This is a genomic window from Asticcacaulis sp. (assembly GCF_020217185.1).
Classification (GTDB): Bacteria; Pseudomonadota; Alphaproteobacteria; order Caulobacterales; family Caulobacteraceae; genus Asticcacaulis.
The window spans coordinates 1-18,076 of the sequence record NZ_JAIWNX010000297.1; the positions used below are offsets into that span (position 1 = coordinate 1).

Sequence of the window (18,076 nt, forward strand, 5' to 3'; positions counted from 1 at the left end):
TCGCCCCGGCGGCGCACTATCATATGGGCGGCATCCGTACCGATATCGACGGCCAGACCAGCCTGACGAACCTGTTTGCCGTCGGTGAATGCGCTTCGACCGGCGTGCACGGGGCCAACCGTCTGGCGTCCAACAGCCTGCTGGAGGCCGCGGCCTTCGGGGAGCGCGTCGGTCGTAAGGCCGCTGAGGTCGCGGCGCGCGGCGGGTTTGCGCCGGACACAGAGCGAGCGCTGCGCCCCCTGCCCGCGCCGCGCCTGACACCTGAGGCACTGAAGACCCTGCGCACCGCCATGCAGGCGCACGCCGCCGTCATCCGCGATGAAACAGGCCTCACAACCCTGCTGGAAACGATCACGGGGCTGGAGGCCGCGTTCAAAGGTGCGTTACCTCTGGTCGCAGCGCGCCTGATCGCGCAATGCGCCTTGCAAAGGCGGGAGAGTCGCGGTTCTCATTACCGTCAGGACTACCCCGCAACGGCGACTGAGGGTCAACGCACCTTCGTCCGCTTGACAGAGGGTGGCCTGATACAGAGGCAAACGCAAAAGGAAGTGGCTTAAGATGTATATCACCGGACTGCCTGACCTGCTTATCGAACCCGTGGTCCGCGACGCCCTGCGCGAGGATCTGGGGCTGGCCGGTGACGTCACCGCCGACGCCGTCATCCTGCCGCGCGCCCGCTTCAAGGCGGAGTTCAAGGCCCGCGAAGCCGGTATCCTGTCCGGCATCGACTGCGCGCGGCTGGCCATGAGCCTGATGGACCCGCATATCCGCTTTGAGGTCGTCAAGCCCGATGCCGCCGAGGTGGTGGCCGGCGATGTGATTGCGCGCGTCGAAGGCAATGCGCGCGCCATTCTGGCGGCCGAGCGCGTGGCGCTGAACCTGTTATCGCACCTGTCGGGTGTGGCGACGCTGACGCACACCTATGTGCGGCTGGTCGAAGACCTGCCGACGCGCATCGCCTGCACGCGCAAGACCCTGCCGCTGCTGCGCGGCCTCCAGAAGCACGCCGTCAAGTGCGGCGGCGGGCATAACCACCGCTATGGCCTCGACGACGCCATCCTGATCAAGGACAACCATATCGCCATCTGCGGCGGCGTCGAAAAGGCGCTGGAGCTGGCCAAGGCCTCGGCCGGTCACACCATGAAGATCGAGGTCGAGGTCGATTCGCTGGCCCAGCTCAAACAGGCCCTGCCGTTCCGGCCGGACGTGGTGATGCTCGACAACTTCAATCTGGAGGAACTGCGGGAGGCCGTGGCGCTGGTCAAGGGTGCGACCCTTCTCGAAGCCTCCGGCGGCGTCAATCTCGACACGGTACGCGCCATTGCCGAAACCGGCGTGGACGTGATCAGCGTGGGCGCCCTCACCCACTCGGCTCCGGTGTTCGATATCGGGTTAGATGCGGTTTAATCCGGAATTTTTGGGTCCCTCGCCGGGTGCGGGCTCCGCCACCTTGGCCGCCGCCTCAATGGCGGCTTGAGCGGAATGATTCATTCCGCTCTAATTTTTCCTGAGACATTCAGGCGCGCGGTGACCCACTGGCTCAGCGGGCGATCGACGACAGCCTCGAACACGAAGGCCGCGGCGATCGCGGCGGCCACGCACAGGCCCCAGACGATCCAGTGCACCGGCTCGGACAGGGCGAAGCGGTGCATCAGCATTCCGTCTATGCCGAGGGCGACCGCCCCCACGACCGTGTGGATCAGAAACAGGGCGTAAGAGGCCCGGCCCAGCCGCCTGGTCAGATGGCTTTCGTGGAAGCGCACCCCCGCCGACAGGACCAGAACGGTGGCCAGCGCAGCGAGTATGACCACATCCGACAGGGTGTGGCGCAACAGGCTGCCCAGAACCATAACCGTACACAAGCTGATCGCCATGCCGATGACGTAGGCCCGCTGCGACACCGTTACCCCGGCGGTCAGGCGCTCCAGCAGCGCCCCGATAAAGAACAGCGGCAGAGCCCGGATCACGCCATAGTGGAAGGGTAGATCGACGAAGGCATGGCCAATCAGGGCGGCCAGCCCCAGCCCCAACCCCAGCACGCCGACCACAGCCGCCGCCAATGCCGGGCGGTTCAGGCGGTAGAGAGGACCGGCGCTCAGGCTGAACAGGCTGTAGCACACGACCAGCGCCGACAGGGTCCAGGTCGGTACATTCCAACCCGGTATCTGACTGACCCCCAGCCCGTGCACCAGCATCAGTTGCGCGACAAAGCCGGACAGGGTGTATTTTTCGGCGTGGCCGGGGGGATGACCTTGCAGAGTCGCCAGAGTCACCACCGCCAGCAGCAGCAGCAGCGCCACGATGTGCGAGGGCCACAGGCGCAGGAGGCGGCGGCTGACGAAGCTGACCGGGCCAACCCGGTGTTCGGCCAAACGCGGGCCATAGGCGCGCATCAGGATAAAGCCGGACAGCATCAGGAAGAAATCGGTGGCCAGCCAGCCCTGCCACAGGACGGGGATCAGATCGCCCAGCGGACGCGGGGCCGACTCACCGAAATGGAACAGCAGGATGAACCCCGCCGCCAGAAAGCGCAGGACATCGAGACTGGCGCCCCCGGCTCTGGGTTGGGGGGCAAGGGGGCTAACGCTTACGCTCATACGGCGAGGCTCGTTCTTTTCCCACCAGATAACGCCGGCAGGTTAATATATTGGGTAAAGACAGCCTTAGCCAAATGAGTGCGCAAACCAATGTCAGCCGCGTTACAAAGCACAACCCCGGCACGTATGTACCGGGGTTGCTGTCTTCTTCAGGTTTAAAACCCTGCGCTTATTTTCAGGCCTTACTTCTTCTCAGGCGTCGCCGGTGCGGGCGGCGTGCGCTTGATGCCCGCCTTTTCGCCGGGCTTCATGAACTTGACCAGCACGCGCTGACCGATCAGCAGCGGCGCATTGTCCGCCGTGACGACCACTTCGACGACGCGCTCATCGGAAGCTTCGTTGCCGCTGTCGGACAGGAGCTTGCGCGAACCGAAGGTGGCGGCCATGCGCTTCACCGTACCGACATAGACCTTGGTCTGATCGGTTTCGGGAATGATTTCCACCTCCTGCCCCGGCTTGACGTCCGGGATGGAGCTTTCGACGATTTCCGAGCGCACGATACGTTCGGCCGCCGCCGGGACCAGTTGGAACATGGTCGAAACGTTCAGGGTCGAGGTGCCCGAACCGGGGTTGGCAAAGCGACGGATGATGCGGCCATCCATCGGAGCGCGCACATAGGTCTGCTCCAGATCGAAATTGGCCTGCGCCAGCGCGGCCTGCGCCGTCTGCACCGACGCCTGCTGCGCCGCCAGACGCGCCTCGGCCTCACGGATCAGGTCCGCCTGCGCGTCCAGCTTCTGACCCGCGACGAAATTGGTCGCCGCCAGCTTCTGATAGCGGGCGTATTCGCGCTTGGCCGTGTCGAGATTGACCTCGGTCAGGCGCATGGAGGCCTGAGCCTCAACCACATTGGCGCGGGCGCGCTGCACGGCCAGTTGCGCCGTATCGGCTTCCTGACGGGCCAGCACCTGCCCCTTCTTCACATCGTCGCCTTCCTGCACCAGCACTTCGTGCACGACGCCGGCGCGGCGGGCGGCGACTTCGATGACGCCGCCTTCGACGTCGGCCTTGCCATTGGCGATGGCCGCATAGGGCGAAACGATGGGCTTGGCCGCAGCGGCTTCGCCCTTCTTGGCGTCCTTGCCGCCCGGTGCCGGGGGGTTACAGGCGGTCAGGCTGAGGACCAGCGGCGCGGCCAAGAGGAGCAGGAGCGCCTTTGACGGGCGTTTACGGGCGGGGTTAGGAGTGTGAGAGGTGCGCATGGTGTGTCGTTCTCTGATCAGGCGTGGGGGGCGGAAGGCGGGAGGTCTTCAGGCCTGTTGACGAAGGTGTCGCTGAGGATTTCGCCGTCTTCCATATGGATGACGCGGTCGGCATAGGCTTCGAGGCGCGGGTCGTGGGTCACCACGATCACCGCCGCTCCGTGCTCCTTGGCCGCGCGGTGGAGGAGCTTGATGACCACCTGCCCGGACACGGAGTCCAGCGCCGAGGTCGGTTCGTCGGCAAACAAAAGCTGCGGGTTCTTGGACAGGGCCCGCGCGATGGCTACGCGCTGCTTTTCCCCACCCGACAGGGCCGACGGCGTCTGCCTCAGACGCTTGTCCAGCCCCACCTCGGTCAGGGCCTGAATGGCACGGCTGCGCGCTTCGGACTTCTTGACCTTGCAGTATTTGAGCACCTGCTCGACCTGCTGGGTGGCATTGAGCGCCGGGAAGAGGTTGAAGCCCTGAAAGATGAAGCCGCAGTGATCGAGACGGAACTTGTCGATCTTGGCCTTTTTCTTTTTCCACAGGCTTTCGCCCAGCGCGACCACCTCGCCCTCATCGGGCTTCATCAGGCCGGACAAGGCGGCGATCAGGGTCGATTTACCCGAACCCGAAGGCCCCATGACCATGGTCACCTGACCATGATAGGCGGTGAAATTGACGCCCTTGAGCACCGGCTGCTTGATCTTGCCGATCTTGTAGCTCTTGGTCAGCCCCTTGGCTTCGATAGCAAGTTTTCCGGTCATCGCAGCAGATCCGCAGGTTGGCTCTTTTTGAGCACGCCAAGCGACAGAAGGCCGGAAATGACGGCGATCGTCAGCAACATGATGGCGATAGTGATAATCGACCACAGGGGATAGAACATGGTCAGGCCGACGGCATTGGCCAGCGCGGTCACGCCCACCAGCAGGATGCCCGTCATCATCAGGCCGGCCACCCCGACCCAGAAGCTCAGCTCCATAATAATCAGGTTGAGATTGCCCATCGAGACGCCCAGCGCACGCAACGACGCAAACTCCTTGATATTGGCCAGAATGGCCCCCTGAAGCGTCTGCCAGGTGATGACCACCCCGATGAAGACACCGACGATCAGCATGAAGCCCAGCATGATGACGATGAAGGATTCCTTGAACATTTCCGCCTGATTTTCACGGGCGAGGTCCTCACGGGTCCAGGCGCGGAACTGCTTGTTGCTCATGTTATTGAGGTCCTGAGCGACAATGGCGGCGCGCGACGGGTCACGCAGCTTGACCAGAAGCGAACCGACACGCGGCCCTTCGTCATAAAGCCTCAGCAGCTTGGCCGTCTGACGCGACATAAAGACCATCGAGTTGAACAGGCTGGGGTAGTTGGTGATGGTGGCGCGCACATTGACGGTACGCCCGTTCATCTGCGCCTTGTCGCCGACCTTAACGCCCAGCTTGGCCAGAGAGGTGGCATCAACCACCACCGAATAGGGCTCCTGAAGCGCCAGAATGACGTCTTCGGGGAAGTCGGTTGGCAGGGTCACCGCCCCTTCGATCGGATCGACGATGATCACCTGCACGCCGTCGCGCTTTGCCGATTGCCCCGGCGACGGGAAGTTCGCCCACATGGCCCAGCGCTGGGTATAGGGCATGACCTCCACCACTTCGGGGTGCTGATAAAGGGTCGGGATATTGCGGCGCGGCTGGCTTGAGCCAAAGCCTTGCGAATCGGGCGGCAGCACCATGAGATCGGCCGGTGAGCGGTCGATGGTGGCGGTAAAGTTCTTACCGATCCCCATGAACATGCCGACCAGCGACAACACCAGCAGACCCGCCACAGCCAGCGCTATGACCGCGGCCATATAGCGCCGCCATTCATAGATAAGCGTAGATAGAGCCAAAGACATAAACAGGTTCCCCAGGCTGCGCGAAGGCGAACGGATGGTTTCCGCCCCTGACGCCCCTAAAAACAGATGAGAAACGACCGCCCTTTCCGACACCCGTGCCGGACGCGCCCCGCCCTCTTGGCCCTAGCATCGTTAGTTTCATCTCAGACGTCCAATTAATTCCGCGTAACGAAAGCGAAAGCCGCCTGAGGACGCCCGCAATCCACGCCTCCTTGAGGCAGTTTTTGCCGCCTCAGACTTAGGCGCTCGGCCGCCTCCGGATTTTTCCCAACAGATTCAGCGCGTTGAATTTTCCGCCCGGCTGGCACGGCTCTTGCTTCTTGTGAAACATGGTTAACGCGTCGTCGCAGAAGGAGGCCGACAATGGATAATGCGAGCTATGTCGCCCTGTCGCGTCAGCTGGTTTTGCGCCGCGAACTGGACGTCACGGCCAACAATCTGGCCAATATGAACACCAATGGCTACAAGTTCGAGCAGTTGCTGGTCGAACCCGAAGAGGGCCGCCCCGCCTATAACCTGCCGATCCGCGCCCCGGCCAATTTTGCCTATGACAAGGGCGTCGGCCGCGACTTTTCGCAAGGGGCCCTGACCCCGACGGGCGGCGATTACGACGTCGGCATCGAAGGCGAAGGCGCGTTTTTCGTCATCAACGGCGCCAACGGCCCGCTCTATACGCGCGACGGCGCCTTTACCGTCTCCCCGCAGGGCGTGCTGGTCACCGGCGATGGCCTGCCGGTGCAAGGCGATGGCGGCGAAATCCGCCTCAATCCCGAATTTGGCGCGCCGTCGATCTCGGCGGACGGCGTGGTCTCGCAACGCAGCACCGACGGTATCGTGCGCGTGGGCCGCATCAGCGTGGTGCGCTTCGCCAGCCTGTCGGACCTTGAAAAGCAGGGCGACAACCGCTTCCGTGCCACCACCAATGTCGCGCCAGACCCGGCCACCGATGTGCGCCTGCGGCAGGGCATGATTGAAACCTCGAACGTCAACGCCCTGAGCGAGGTGACGCGACTGGTCGAAATCAACCGCGCCTACGCCTCGGTGACCAAGATTATCGAACAACAGGCCGAACTGAACCGCAGCGCCGTCGAGCGCCTTGGCCGCGCAGCGTAAGGAGTATAACCCATGCGTGCTTTGAGAACCGCCACCACCGGCATGTCGGCTCAGCAGCTCAATGTCGATACCATCTCGCACAACATCGCCAACATGAACACGGTCGGCTTCAAGAAGCAGCGCGCCGAGTTTCAGGACCTTCTGTATCAGAATGTCGAGCGGATGGGCGCGCAGTCTTCGGAATCCGGCACGGTCGTCCCCACCGGTATTCAGGTCGGCGGCGGCGTCAAGACGGGCAGCGTCTATCGCATCCTGACGCAGGGCTCCCCCACCCGCACCGACAACCCTTACGACATCATGGTCGATGGGCGCGGCTATTTTCAGGTGCTGATGCCGTCGGGGGAAACCGCCTATACGCGCGCCGGCAATTTTGCCGTCAACGATCAGGGGCAACTGGTCACCGACGATGGCTATCTGGTGCAGCCGCAGATCACCTTTCCGCAGGACACCAAGGAAGTCACCATCTCCAAGACCGGTCAGGTGTCGGTCACGCAGGATGGCGTGACTGCGCCGACCGTCATCGGTCAGCTTCAGGTCGCCAGCTTCTTCAACGAAGCCGGCCTCGAAGCCATTGGCGACAACCTGTATCTGCAATCGGGGGCTTCGGGTGCGCCCAATATCGGCACGCCGGGCGATGTCGGCTACGGCACCCTGATGCAGGGCTATACCGAAGCCTCGAACGTCGATGCCGTGTCGGAAATCACCTCGCTGATCGTCGCCCAGCGCGCCTATGAAATGAATTCGAAAATCATCAAAACCGCCGACGAAATGTTGTCGGTGACCAGCAGCCTGCGCAACTAAGGATATAGCTGATGCACCGTTCGGTCTATATGCTGATGCTGACCGGGGCCGTGGCCCTCAGCCTGATCGGGATGACCGCCGCGCCTGTGCAGGCGCAGGCGACGCTGGTGCTGAAGGCGCAGGTCACCGACGGCGACGGGCGCATCACGCTGGGCGATCTGTTCGACAATGCGGGGGCCGCTTCGGACGTGGTCGTCGGCACGCGCGTCGGGCAAAGCGCCGTCCTCGATGCCGGTCAGGTTCAGGCCAGGGCGCGTCAGGCCGGGCAGTCGTGGCCCAATCCGCAGGGCCTGCGCCGCATCATCGTCAGCGCAGGCGCCGATGGCACAACGTCCACGCAAGCCCGCGCCGAAGCCGGGCGCACCAAGGACGTGCTGGTCTTCACCCGTACCCTCAGCGCCGGTGAAGTGGTCGCCGCCGCCGACATCGCCTGGCAACCGGTGCAGGCGCATCTGGCGGGCGGCAGCCTGATCAGCGACCCTGAAACCGCCATCGGCAAGACGGTGCGCGTGCCCGTGCGCGAAGGCGGCGTGGTCCGCCCCGGCGACCTGACCGCGCCCCTGGTCATCAGGCGCGCCGAAATGGTCAAGGTGACGTTTGAAATGAACGGCGTCAGCCTGTCCATGACCGGCCCGGCCCAGAAGGACGGTGCGGTCGGCGACCTGATCATGGTGCAGAACCCCGCGTCCAAAAAACTGATCGAAGCCGTTGTCACCGGCCCCGGCAGCGCCGCCGTCGGTGAGGCCGCCCAAAGCCTGCGCAACCGCGCCCTCTATTCCTCCCGTTAAGGCAAACCCATGCGTTTCCCCGTTCTTGTCACCGTTGCCGCCCTGACCGCCGCCGCCCTGTCGGGTTGCGCCAGCGTCAACGAAGCCGTCAACGGCCCGTCCCTGCAACCGATGGGCTATCCGGCGCAACTGGTGCCGCAGCAGCAGGTCTATGCGGCCCCCGCCTCGACCTCGGCCTCGGCCAATTCGCTGTGGCGCACGGGGGCCAAGGCCTTCTTCAAGGACCAGCGCGCCCGCCACGTCGGCGACATCCTGACCGTCACCATCGACATCGACGACAAGGCGCAGACGCAGAACACCACCTCGCGCAAGCGCGACGGCAGCTATACGGGCTCGATCCCCAAGGTGTTCGGGCTGGAATCGTCGCTGGGGAAGATTTTGCCCAGTGAGTACAACGCCGCTGCCGGCCTGTCGAACAACACCGCCGCCGAATTTTCGGGCAGCGGCAGCGTCAATCGCTCGGAAAAGATTTCGCTCACCGTCGCCGCCATCGTCACCGGCGTCCTGCCCAATGGCAATCTGATCATTCAGGGCTCGCAGGAGGTGCGGACCAACCGCGAGGTGCGCGAACTGATCGTCTCCGGCATCGTCAATCCGCAGGACATCTCCTCGGCCAATATCATCAAGCATACGCAACTGGCCGAAGCGCGCATCTCCTATGGCGGTCGCGGCGACGTCAGCCGTATGCAGGCCGCCCCGGTCAGCCAGAACCTGATGGAAAAGTTCTCGCCGTTTTGAGTGCGCCGCAATGCGCAAATTTAAGCGCATCTTGACATTTCAATGATAGGTTTAGAGTCCCCCGCCTTCGGACTCCCATGCCTGCGACGCCCGCCTACGAACGTGACGACTATCCGCGACCGGTCCGCGCGAGCGACCGCCGTGACGCCGCAGAGCTCCCTCTGAACGGGGCAGCCCTCATGCTGTTTCGCATCGAGGCCCTGCTGGCGGCCTTCTGCGTCTTCATGTTTTCCGAAGCCCTGTGGGCCCCGCTGTTTGCCCCCAATCAGGAAAATGGCGGCGAAGTGTCGTGGATGCGCCTGTTGTGGCTGCCCGTCTATGGCCTGACCCTGTTGCTCAGCGTGGTGCGGGCCGACCGTTTCCTGCGCGTCCTGCCGGCGCTGGTCATGGCCGCCGCCCTGCTGGCCCTGTGCTACGCCTCCGGCTGGTGGTCGATTGATCCCTCCGTCACCAGCCGCCGCTCACTGGCGCTGGGCTTTACCCTGTTGTTTGGCCTCTATCTGGGAGCGCGTTTCAAAGGCTCAGACCTGACGCAGATCGTCGGCGGCACCTTCGCCGTCATGGCGGTCGGCAGCATTCTGGCCGCCCTCCTCTACCCCACCATGGGCGTGCATCACGACATCAATGCCGGGGCCTGGCGCGGCCTGTGGCACGAAAAGAACCAGATGGCGTCTCTGATGACCTTTGGTTTTGTCGCCTGTTGCGCCAGCGCCTTCCTGCTGCCCGAACGGCGCGCCCTGTGGATCGGGTCCGCCGCCCTGATCTTCTTCCTGATTATCATGTCGCGGTCAAAAACGTCGCTTCTGGCCTGCCTGCTGGCGCTGGGGGCCATGCCGGTCCTGTCGGCGCTGCGCAGCGGCGGCGTGAAAAGCGTGCTGTTCGTCTGGGGCGGCGCCACCGCATCGCTGATCGGCGGCGCGGTCTTCTTCCTGATGCCCGAAGCCGTGTTCAAGGCGCTGGGCAAGGACCCGACCCTGACCGGCCGCACTCAGATATGGGAGTCGCTGCTGAGGCTGTCGGATCAGCGCCCGTGGCTGGGCTATGGTTACAAGGCCTTCTGGGGACCGGACTCCATCCCCAACCAGATCGTCAAGAAGGAGACCAACTGGGACGTGCCGTCGGCGCACAATGGCTGGCTGGACCTGCTGGTGCAACTGGGCTGGGTGGGCGTGATCCTGTTCGGGAGCTGTCTGGCCATCACCTTCTTCTGCGCCCTGTTCCGCTTTGCGCGCGTGCGGGACGGCTATTTTTCGGTTCTGGCCCTGTGTATCTTCAGCTTCCTCATCCTGTCGGAAAGCTTCATTCTGGGGCAGAATAACCTGATCTTTGTGCTGTTTATCTGCGCCATGGCGCGGCTGACGGCCAACCGGATGGAGCCGGTTTAAGAAAGAACCCTCACCACCACATCTCACCGCCGCTGGCGGTTCGTGTGGTCCCCCTCCCCAACAAGTTGGGGAGGTATAAGAAGGCAGAGGTCTCTTTAAGCCCCCGAACCCACCGCCTGCGACACATGCGTCAGGCCATCGGCGTGCAGGCGCTGCACCAGATCGCGCTTGATCTCATCAATCAGCCCTGGCCCCTTATAGACCAGCGCCGAATAGAGTTGCACCAGCGACGCCCCGGCGCGGATCTTGGCATAGGCGTCGGCCCCCGAGGCAATGCCACCCGCCCCGATCAGGGTCAGCCGCCCCGCCGCCACCTTATAGGCACTGCGCAGCGCCGAGGTCGAAAGCCCGAACAGCGGCGCGCCCGACAGGCCGCCCGTTTCCGTCGCCAGAGCTGAGCGCAGCGACTCCGGCCGCTCGATCGTGGTGTTGGAGACGATCAGCGCATCGAGCCCGTGCGCGATGGTCGCCTCCACCGCGTCGGCGATTTCTTCCTCGCTGAGGTCCGGCGCGATCTTGAGGAAGATCGGATAGTTGTTGCCCGTCACCCGCACCAGATCGGCGCGCGTCGCCGCAATCTGCCCCAGCAGTTCATCAAGGTGCGCCCGCCCCTGCAAGGCGCGCAGGCCCGGCGTGTTGGGCGAGGAGATGTTGGCGGTAAAATAGGACGACAGGCCCCACAGGCGTTTCAGGCCTGTGACGTAATCGGCCATGCGATCCGTGGCATCCTTATTGGCCCCGATATTGGCCCCCAGTACCGGCGCCGAGGCGCGGCCCTGATAGCGCTCCAGATGGCTGGCGAAGACCTCAAGCCCCTTGTTGTTGAAGCCCATGCGGTTGATCACCGCCTCGTCCTCGCTCAAACGGAACAGGCGCGGGCGCGGATTACCGGCCTGCGGCAGGGGGGTCACCGTACCACATTCGACAAAGCCAAAGCCGGCGCGGCTCATGGCCAGCGGCACATCGGCATTCTTGTCAAACCCGGCGGCCAAACCGACGCAGTTGCGCACGCTGAGCGCCCCGCCAGTGAAGGCGATTTCCGTGCGCAGTTCCGGCGGATCATAGCTGGAACGCGGCCCTAAACCTGATTTGAGCGCCAGAATCGTCGCCGCGTGGGCGTCTTCGGCCTCCAGAAGATGCAGCGGTTTCAGCGCCAGCCGGTAGAGGTCCATCACTCGCCCCCGATCAGGTCTTTGGGCTTCAGCAGGTCGTCGAACATCGGGCGACCGGCCACATCGACCGTAAACACGGTTGCCGCTGCCGTCGGATACGAGCCGCGCGCCCGGTCGATATCGACCTGGGACGCCGCCCCTTTGGTCATATAGTCGAGCACTAAATACTGGATACCCGGATTGTGCCCGATGATCAGCAGGCAATCGCCCGCCTCTTCGTGCGCTTCGACCAGACGGCGCAGGTCGGACGCGCCCATATTGAACATATCGTCGCGCACCTCACCGGCTATGTCGCCCAGCACGCCCTTAACGGCCTCAAAGGTCTGGTGCGTGCGGTGCGCAGCGGAGACCAGCGCGTAGTCGGGTTTGAGGCCGCGCGCTTTCAGCGCCTCGGCGACGGCAGCGGCTTCGCGCACGCCGCGCTGCATCAGGTTGCGTTCGAAATCCTCGCCCGAAGCGCTGTCCTTTTCGGCCTTGCCGTGGCGCATGACGATGAGGTGTTTCATCATGAGTCGTGTTCCTTTTTCTAGCCCGCTTATGGACGCGAAAGCCGTCACGGTTCAAGAACTAATCTCCTCCCTACGGCTTGCCGTGGGGACCGGGCCGCCGGTGCGGATGGCCGTGAGCGCAGCGAACTGACGGAGGGGGACACCTCGGACGACCGTGCACGCTGAAGCCTTGGTTAGCTTCGCCCCCTCCGTCTGCTCACTACGTTCGCATCCACCTCCCCATTGCTACGCGACAGGGAGGAGGGTATCATCAATGCCCCTGCGGCGTGGGTTGCGGCAGCGGTACGCCCAGCTTGTCGCGGATATCGTCGATCACCGACACCGCCGTGCCGCGCACCGGCGCGCGGATCACCCGCTTGCCCGCCTCCATCAGGATCAGCCCGCCGCGATAGGGCCACACGCGCGGGGCCCACTCTTCAAAGGTCTGCGCCCAGCGCAGCAGCGAACGCAGGGGCGGCACATAGAGCGCATAGGACCAGGCGATCGGTTCCAGCTCTGCCGCCCGCAACAGGGTTTCCAACTGCGTGCGCGAAAAGGGCTGGCCATGCCCGAACGGCGTCTTTTCGGCGTGGGTCCATAGGCCGCCGCGCGCCACCACGGCCAGAATCAGCCGTCCGTTAGTAGTCAGACAGCGCGAAGCTTCGACCAGCAGCGCTTCCGGGTTGGGCGATTCCTCCAGCGCGTGCATCAGGAAAATCCGGTCGAACAGGGCCGAGGGAAACGGCATGTGCTGCTCATCGACCAGGGTTGAGCGGCTTTTCAGCCCTTCGGGCCAGATTTCCGCCCCCTGCGCCGACGGCATGGCGGCGATCACGCGCCGCGCTGTGCCATTGAACGTATCAAGATAGGGTGTGGTGTAACCCAACCCCAGCACGTCCGAGCCCGTCACATCGGGCCAGGCTTCGGCCAGCTTCTGCGCGACCATGCGCCTTGTCACCGCGCCTTCGGGCGTGGCATAGAAACGGCTCAGTTCGGATACGATACGACGCAAGGCGGGTCCTCAGGGGATCAGACCTCCTATATAGGATGCTTTGTGCGCTTTAGGGGAGGATTTTGCCATGTCGGCCCTGCAAATTCATCAGTTTCCGGCGCTCAACGACAATTACGGCTTTGTGGTCCGCGATCAGGCCTCGGGTCAGGTCGCCTGCATCGACACCCCCGATGCCGAGGCCGTGACGGCGGCGCTGACGTCGCAGGGCTGGGGGCTCGACTACATCCTCAATACCCACTGGCACCCGGACCATACGGGTGGCAATGCGGCGCTGAAAGACCGCTATGGCTGCCTGATCTACGGCCCCGAAGAGGTGCGTAAAGCCGCGCCGCTCGATCAGGTTTTAAGCGGCGGTGACCGGTTCGCGCTGGGGCAGACCGTCTTCGACGTGCTCGACCTCAAGGGGCATACGCTGGGCCATATCGGCTATTCGGCACCCTCGCAAAACGCGGCCTTTGTCGGGGATACCCTATTTGCGCTGGGCTGCGGGCGGTTGTTCGAGGGCAGCGCCGAAGACATGTGGAGCAGTCTGCAACGGCTGCTGGCGCTCGATCCGCAGACCACCCTCTACTGCGCGCATGAATATACGCTGTCGAACCTGAAATTTGCCGAGAGTTTGGGTCAGTTCCCGGAACTGGAAGCGCGCGCGGCGGACATTCGCGCCCGCCGGGCGCGCGGCGAGCCGACCGTGCCCATGCGTCTGGCCGACGAAATCGCCACCAATCCGTTTGTGGTCTATCCGCTGAGAAAAAGCGGCTTTGCCGCTCAGGCCGCAAAGTTCGGCGAAATCAGAGCGGCCAAGGACCGGTTTTGATCGGCACCCTTACGGCGCGTTGCCGCCGCTGGCCAGCACCTTCATCACACGTTTGGACGACGGTCGGCCGCCCCAACCCTTGCTGAGGTCCAGCTTGAGCATCAGCGTATCGCCTTCGACCCAGGCGCTGGGCGGACGGCCTTCGATCAGCTTGACCTCCTGCACGGGGGCCAGAAGTTTGCGCCCCTTTGTGGTCGCTGACATTTCGACAATGGCATCGGCGGTCACGGTCGCCGCGTCAGCGAACAGATAGTCGGCGCCCGGCGTCTGCACATCGGCTTCAAAGCGCACCAGACGGCTGAGGGCCGCCGAGGCCTTTTTGGAGGTGCGCACCAGATGCTGGAACAGTTGCGACGGTGACATATGGCCCGGCTCAAAGGCTTCGGCGCGGCCGGCCACGGCCACCGGATCACCCGTTGGGCGGTCCTTTGAAAACAGGATCATACCGCCCCAGCGCGTCGCCTTCAGCACCGGTTCGCCCAGATCGTTCTTGAAGATGATATCGCCCATCGGACCGGGCGTCGGGGTAAGCGCCCACACCTCGCTGTCGCCATCGAACTGGATCAGCGGGTTGCGGCGGCTGCGGTCCAGCACAAAGCTGGCCCCGCGGTCGGTGGTAAAACGCGCCACGGTCGGCGGCGCATTGGTACGCCCGTCATTGGGCGTCGCCCGGCCAATCAGCGAGTCGCGCAAGGTGCGTTCGGCCTGCGCCTGCGCCACGCCGGCAACCGGCAGGCAAAGGGCGAGGATCAGAAGGCATAGCGCCCGGCAAAGGGTCTGAAACCGGGTGGGACGCAATGTGAACTGAGGCTGTGTCATCGGGGCGTAAACTACGCACGGAAATAGGCGGAATTAGGACAGGCCGGAGGTGTCTTGACGGCGCTAATCGTTGAATGACAAGCGATTGCGGCATTTTTGTCACAAAGCGGCGCGCGAATGATAACCGCTCTCAAATGGGCGCGCCGCAACGGTATAAGGTATGAAAAATCCCCCGCCATCGAGATGGCGAGGGACACGTTCTCCGCCTATATGCGGCATAGCCTGCATAAGGCCTAGCTGGCCATATGCTGACCGCCATTGACGGCTATAGTGGCGCCGGTGATGAAGCTGCCCATGTCCGACGCCAGGAAGGCGACGATTTCGGCCACTTCTTCGGGGGTGCCCAGACGCCCGACGGGGATGCCGGAGACGATCTTTTCCAGCACCGCCGGGGCGATGGCCGAGACCATTTCGGTCGAGGTATAGCCGGGGGCGACGCAGTTGACCGTGATGCCCTTGGCCGCCGATTCGAGCGCCAGCGCCTTGGTGAAGCCGATCACACCCGCCTTGGCCGTCGAATAGTTGGCCTGACCGGCCTGACCCTTCTGACCATTGATCGACGAGATGTTGATGATGCGGCCATAGCCGCGCTCACGCATGCCTTCGATGACCGGGCGGGTCATGTTGAACATCGAATCGAGATTGGTGTGGATGACTTCCTGCCACTGCTGCTGGCTCATCTTGTGGAAGAAGCCGTCGCGGGTGATGCCGGCATTGTTGACCAGCACCTCGACGGGGCCCAAAGCGGCCTCAACCTCGGCCACGGCGCGCTGACAGTCGGCGAAATCGGCCACCGAGCCCTTGACGACGAAGACGCCCAGCTCTTCGGCGACGCGGTTGGCGTTTTCTTCATTGCCGGCGTAACCGGCGGCCACCTTGAAGCCGGCGTCCTTGAGGCGCTTGGCAATCGCCTTGCCGATACCGCGCGTTCCGCCCGTAACCAATGCAACTCTGCTCATATTTTTTTATCCTTTTAGTCGTTCCGCTTACGCGTAAGCCGCCATGACGCGGCGAAAATGATTAGCTTCCGAGAACCGACGCGCAGCGTACTGAAGTACGTGAGCACCGGCTCGCAGGAAGATGATTATTTGCAGCCCGTCAGGGGGGCTTACCCGATGGTCTCGACGGTCAGGGCAACACCCATCCCCCCGCCAATACACAGGGTGGCGAGGCCCTTCAGCGGCTTGCCTGCCTCGGTGGCGCGGCGGTTCAGTTCAAAGATCAACGTGGTCAGGATGCGCGCGCCCGACGCCCCGATCGGGTGGCCGATGGCGATGGCGCCGCCATTGACATTGACCTTCGACGTGTCGAGGCCCAGTTCCTTGACGACGCACAGGGCCTGAGCGGCAAAGGCTTCGTTCGATTCGACGAGGTCGAGATCGGCGACGCTCCAGCCCGCCTTTTCCAGCGCCTTTTTCGAGGCCGGGATCGGGCCCGTGCCCATGATGGCCGGATCAACGCCCGCCGTGGCCCACGACTTGATGCGCGCCAACGGTTTCAGGCCGCGCGCCGCCGCTTCGTCGGCCGACATCAGGATCAACGCCGCCGCCCCGTCATTGAGGCCCGACGCATTGGCCGCCGTCACCGTGCCGTCCTTCAGGAAGGCGGGCTTGAGGCCGGCCACGCTGTCGAGCGTTGCGCCGTGGCGGATGAATTCGTCCTTATCGACGACCGTATCGCCCTTGCGCCCCTTGATGGTCACCGGGGCGATTTCGGCGTCGAACTTGCCGGCCTTCTGAGCGGCTTCGGCCTTGTTCTGCGAGGCGACGGCGAATTCGTCCTGCGCCAGACGGGTGATCTCCCACTTGGCGGCGATGTTTTCAGCCGTCTGACCCATATGATAGTTGTTGAAGGCGTCCCACAGGCCGTCCTTGATCATGGTATCGGCAAACGAGATGTCGCCGAACTTCTGGCCATTGCGCAGGAAGGCCGCGTGGTTGGCCTGCGACATGCTTTCCTGACCGCCGGCAATAACCACCTTCGCATCACCCAGCGCGATCTGCTGCGCGGCGAGCGCCACCGCGCGCAGGCCCGAGCCGCAGATCTGGTTGATGCCCCAGGCCGGGGTGGTGTTGGGCAGGCCGCCCTTGATCGCCGCCTGACGGGCCGGTCCCTGCCCCTGAGCGGCGGTCAGCACCTGACCCAGAATCACTTCGTCGATCTCTTCTGCCTTGAGGCCGGAGCGTTCCAGCACGGCCCGGATCACATGGGCGCCCAGCTCCGCCCCCGACAAAGAGGCCAAACCACCCAGAAACGAACCGACCGGTGTACGGGCCGCAGCCACGATCACCACGTCAGACACAGAGCTTACCGACATGAAAATTCCCTTTTGAAAATAACCGGACGTTTCCCTTGCAACCGCTCATTTGCGCGCGTATCCGGCGAGTTGACGGTTCGGACCCTGCCCCAAAGGCGTGACGGTGTCACGACACAAAATATGTGTAAAAGTCTCCAAACACGTGATTTTGAGCGCAAATTTTTCGCATGTGCACAACCATCACGCCGGATTTACCGCATTTTGCACACGCACACGCGCTTTATCGCCGCACACCCCTTGAACAACTGAGGGAATAGCCATTTAGTAGATGCAGTTCTTCCGCATAAGCACAAAAAGCCGCGGAAAACCTCTTCGTTTTTCGCATCTGCGCGACGGATCATGTTGCGCAATATGAACCGCGAAGATGGCATCACACTGGACCCGTACAGGGGGAGTCAGGATCAAGGCATGACCGAAACCAAAACGAAGACCAAACGCGGCGATCAGGAACGCGTGGTCATCAAGAAATACGCCAACCGCCGTCTGTATAATACCGCCACCAGCTCCTATGTGACGCTGGACAACCTGTCGGACATGGTGCGTCAGAATATCGACTTCATCGTCTATGACGCCAAGACCGGCGACGACATCACGCGCGGCGTGCTGGCCCAGATCATCTTCGAAGAAGAGAGCCGCGGTCAGAACCTGCTGCCGATCCAGTTCCTGCGTCAGCTCATCTCCTTCTACGGCGACTCGATGCAGAACCTTCTGCCGACCTATCTGGAAATGTCGCTCGACGGTTTTGCCAAGCAGCAGGAGCGCTTCCGCTCGCAATTCTCTCAGGCCTTTGGCGGCGCGCCGGGGCTCGGCTATTTCGATGAGCAGGTGGCGCAGAACCTGGCCATGTTTGACCGGGCCATGCGCATGTTCTCGCCCTTCTCCTTTGCCGCCCCCGGCGCGGCCCCCAGCGCGGGCGCAGCCGAACCGGCGGCCCCGGCTGCGGCTCCCGCCCCT

General features: G+C 63.4%; 19 protein-coding genes. 9 read left to right on the forward strand and 10 right to left on the reverse strand.

Translation table 11 applies throughout. The annotated features are described in order from the left end of the window. Both LDL37_RS15180 and nadC read left to right on the forward strand, forming a co-directional pair. Positions 1-557, forward strand: a 557-nt coding sequence (locus LDL37_RS15180) for an FAD-binding protein (RefSeq protein ID WP_290799658.1), incomplete at its 5' end; no start/stop codon positions are given. A 1-nt stretch (position 558) separates the two neighbouring features. Beyond that, positions 559-1,407 (forward strand): carboxylating nicotinate-nucleotide diphosphorylase, encoded by an 849-nt coding sequence (gene nadC / locus LDL37_RS15185; protein WP_126419570.1) that lies wholly within the window; start codon positions 559-561, stop codon positions 1,405-1,407. An 80-nt stretch (positions 1,408-1,487) separates the two neighbouring features. On the opposite strand, the gene LDL37_RS15190 is transcribed toward nadC, so the two are convergent. From LDL37_RS15190 to LDL37_RS15205, 4 genes are all read right to left on the reverse strand, one after another. Beyond that, complete coding sequence (locus LDL37_RS15190) at positions 1,488-2,597, reverse strand: acyltransferase (protein WP_290799659.1); 1,110 nt, start codon at positions 2,595-2,597, stop codon at positions 1,488-1,490. A 182-nt stretch (positions 2,598-2,779) separates the two neighbouring features. Then, positions 2,780-3,799 (reverse strand): efflux RND transporter periplasmic adaptor subunit, encoded by a 1,020-nt coding sequence (locus tag LDL37_RS15195; RefSeq protein ID WP_290799660.1) that lies wholly within the window; start codon positions 3,797-3,799, stop codon positions 2,780-2,782. Between the two features lie 17 nt (positions 3,800-3,816). Then, positions 3,817-4,548, reverse strand: coding sequence for an ABC transporter ATP-binding protein (locus LDL37_RS15200; protein WP_290799661.1), 732 nt, complete (start codon positions 4,546-4,548; stop codon positions 3,817-3,819). Next, a complete protein-coding gene (locus LDL37_RS15205) occupies positions 4,545-5,675 on the reverse strand; it encodes an ABC transporter permease (RefSeq protein ID WP_290799662.1) in 1,131 nt (376 codons plus the stop codon). Before LDL37_RS15205 ends, LDL37_RS15200 begins: the two co-directional genes overlap by 4 nt. Positions 5,676-6,038: 363 nt before the next feature. On the opposite strand from LDL37_RS15205, the gene flgF reads away from it, so the two are divergent. The 5 genes from flgF (at position 6,039) to LDL37_RS15230 (ending at position 10,500) form a co-directional block, all read left to right on the forward strand. Continuing rightward, on the forward strand, positions 6,039-6,788 hold the full coding sequence (flgF, locus tag LDL37_RS15210; RefSeq protein WP_290799663.1) for a flagellar basal-body rod protein FlgF: 750 nt from the start codon (positions 6,039-6,041) through the stop codon (positions 6,786-6,788). A 12-nt stretch (positions 6,789-6,800) separates the two neighbouring features. Continuing rightward, positions 6,801-7,589, forward strand: a complete 789-nt coding sequence (gene flgG / locus LDL37_RS15215) for a flagellar basal-body rod protein FlgG (RefSeq protein WP_290799664.1) — start codon at positions 6,801-6,803, stop codon at positions 7,587-7,589. A gap of 11 nt (positions 7,590-7,600) precedes the next feature. Continuing rightward, on the forward strand, positions 7,601-8,377 hold the full coding sequence (gene flgA, locus LDL37_RS15220) for a flagellar basal body P-ring formation chaperone FlgA (protein ID WP_290799665.1): 777 nt from the start codon (positions 7,601-7,603) through the stop codon (positions 8,375-8,377). A gap of 9 nt (positions 8,378-8,386) precedes the next feature. After that, positions 8,387-9,115 (forward strand): flagellar basal body L-ring protein FlgH, encoded by a 729-nt coding sequence (flgH, locus tag LDL37_RS15225; RefSeq protein ID WP_290799666.1) that lies wholly within the window; start codon positions 8,387-8,389, stop codon positions 9,113-9,115. Positions 9,116-9,294: 179 nt separating this feature from the next. Beyond that, entirely contained in the window at positions 9,295-10,500 is a 1,206-nt protein-coding gene (locus tag LDL37_RS15230) for an O-antigen ligase (RefSeq protein ID WP_290799667.1), read from the forward strand. 95 nt (positions 10,501-10,595) lie between these two features. Here LDL37_RS15230 and LDL37_RS15235 read toward each other — a convergent pair whose 3' ends face one another. The 3 genes from LDL37_RS15235 to LDL37_RS15245 form a co-directional block, all read right to left on the reverse strand. After that, positions 10,596-11,672: a quinone-dependent dihydroorotate dehydrogenase gene (locus LDL37_RS15235; RefSeq protein ID WP_290799668.1), complete on the reverse strand. Its 1,077-nt coding sequence runs from the start codon at positions 11,670-11,672 to the stop codon at positions 10,596-10,598. Next, complete coding sequence (locus LDL37_RS15240) at positions 11,672-12,181, reverse strand: histidine phosphatase family protein (RefSeq protein WP_290799669.1); 510 nt, start codon at positions 12,179-12,181, stop codon at positions 11,672-11,674. The genes LDL37_RS15235 and LDL37_RS15240 overlap by 1 nt, the downstream gene beginning before the upstream one ends. Positions 12,182-12,431: 250 nt before the next feature. Beyond that, positions 12,432-13,172: a methyltransferase domain-containing protein gene (locus LDL37_RS15245; protein WP_290799670.1), complete on the reverse strand. Its 741-nt coding sequence runs from the start codon at positions 13,170-13,172 to the stop codon at positions 12,432-12,434. A 67-nt stretch (positions 13,173-13,239) separates the two neighbouring features. Between LDL37_RS15245 and gloB the strand changes: the two genes are divergently transcribed. Further along, complete coding sequence (gene gloB / locus LDL37_RS15250) at positions 13,240-13,986, forward strand: hydroxyacylglutathione hydrolase (protein WP_290799671.1); 747 nt, start codon at positions 13,240-13,242, stop codon at positions 13,984-13,986. Between the two features lie 9 nt (positions 13,987-13,995). Here the strand turns inward: gloB and LDL37_RS15255 are convergent, their stop codons facing one another. The 3 genes from LDL37_RS15255 to LDL37_RS15265 all read right to left on the reverse strand — a co-directional run bounded on the left by LDL37_RS15255 (position 13,996) and on the right by LDL37_RS15265 (position 17,107). Further along, a complete protein-coding gene (locus LDL37_RS15255; protein ID WP_126421032.1) occupies positions 13,996-14,805 on the reverse strand; it encodes a DUF4908 domain-containing protein in 810 nt (269 codons plus the stop codon). Positions 14,806-15,038: 233 nt separating this feature from the next. Continuing rightward, positions 15,039-15,764, reverse strand: a complete 726-nt coding sequence (gene phbB / locus LDL37_RS15260) for an acetoacetyl-CoA reductase (RefSeq protein WP_290799672.1) — start codon at positions 15,762-15,764, stop codon at positions 15,039-15,041. Positions 15,765-15,913: 149 nt separating this feature from the next. Further along, entirely contained in the window at positions 15,914-17,107 is a 1,194-nt protein-coding gene (locus tag LDL37_RS15265) for an acetyl-CoA C-acetyltransferase (RefSeq protein WP_290799674.1), read from the reverse strand. Positions 17,108-17,530: 423 nt separating this feature from the next. Here LDL37_RS15265 and phaR point away from each other — a divergent pair. Then, positions 17,531-18,076 (forward strand): polyhydroxyalkanoate synthesis repressor PhaR (gene phaR / locus LDL37_RS15270; protein ID WP_290799673.1); only part of this gene is annotated, 546 nt, incomplete at its 3' end.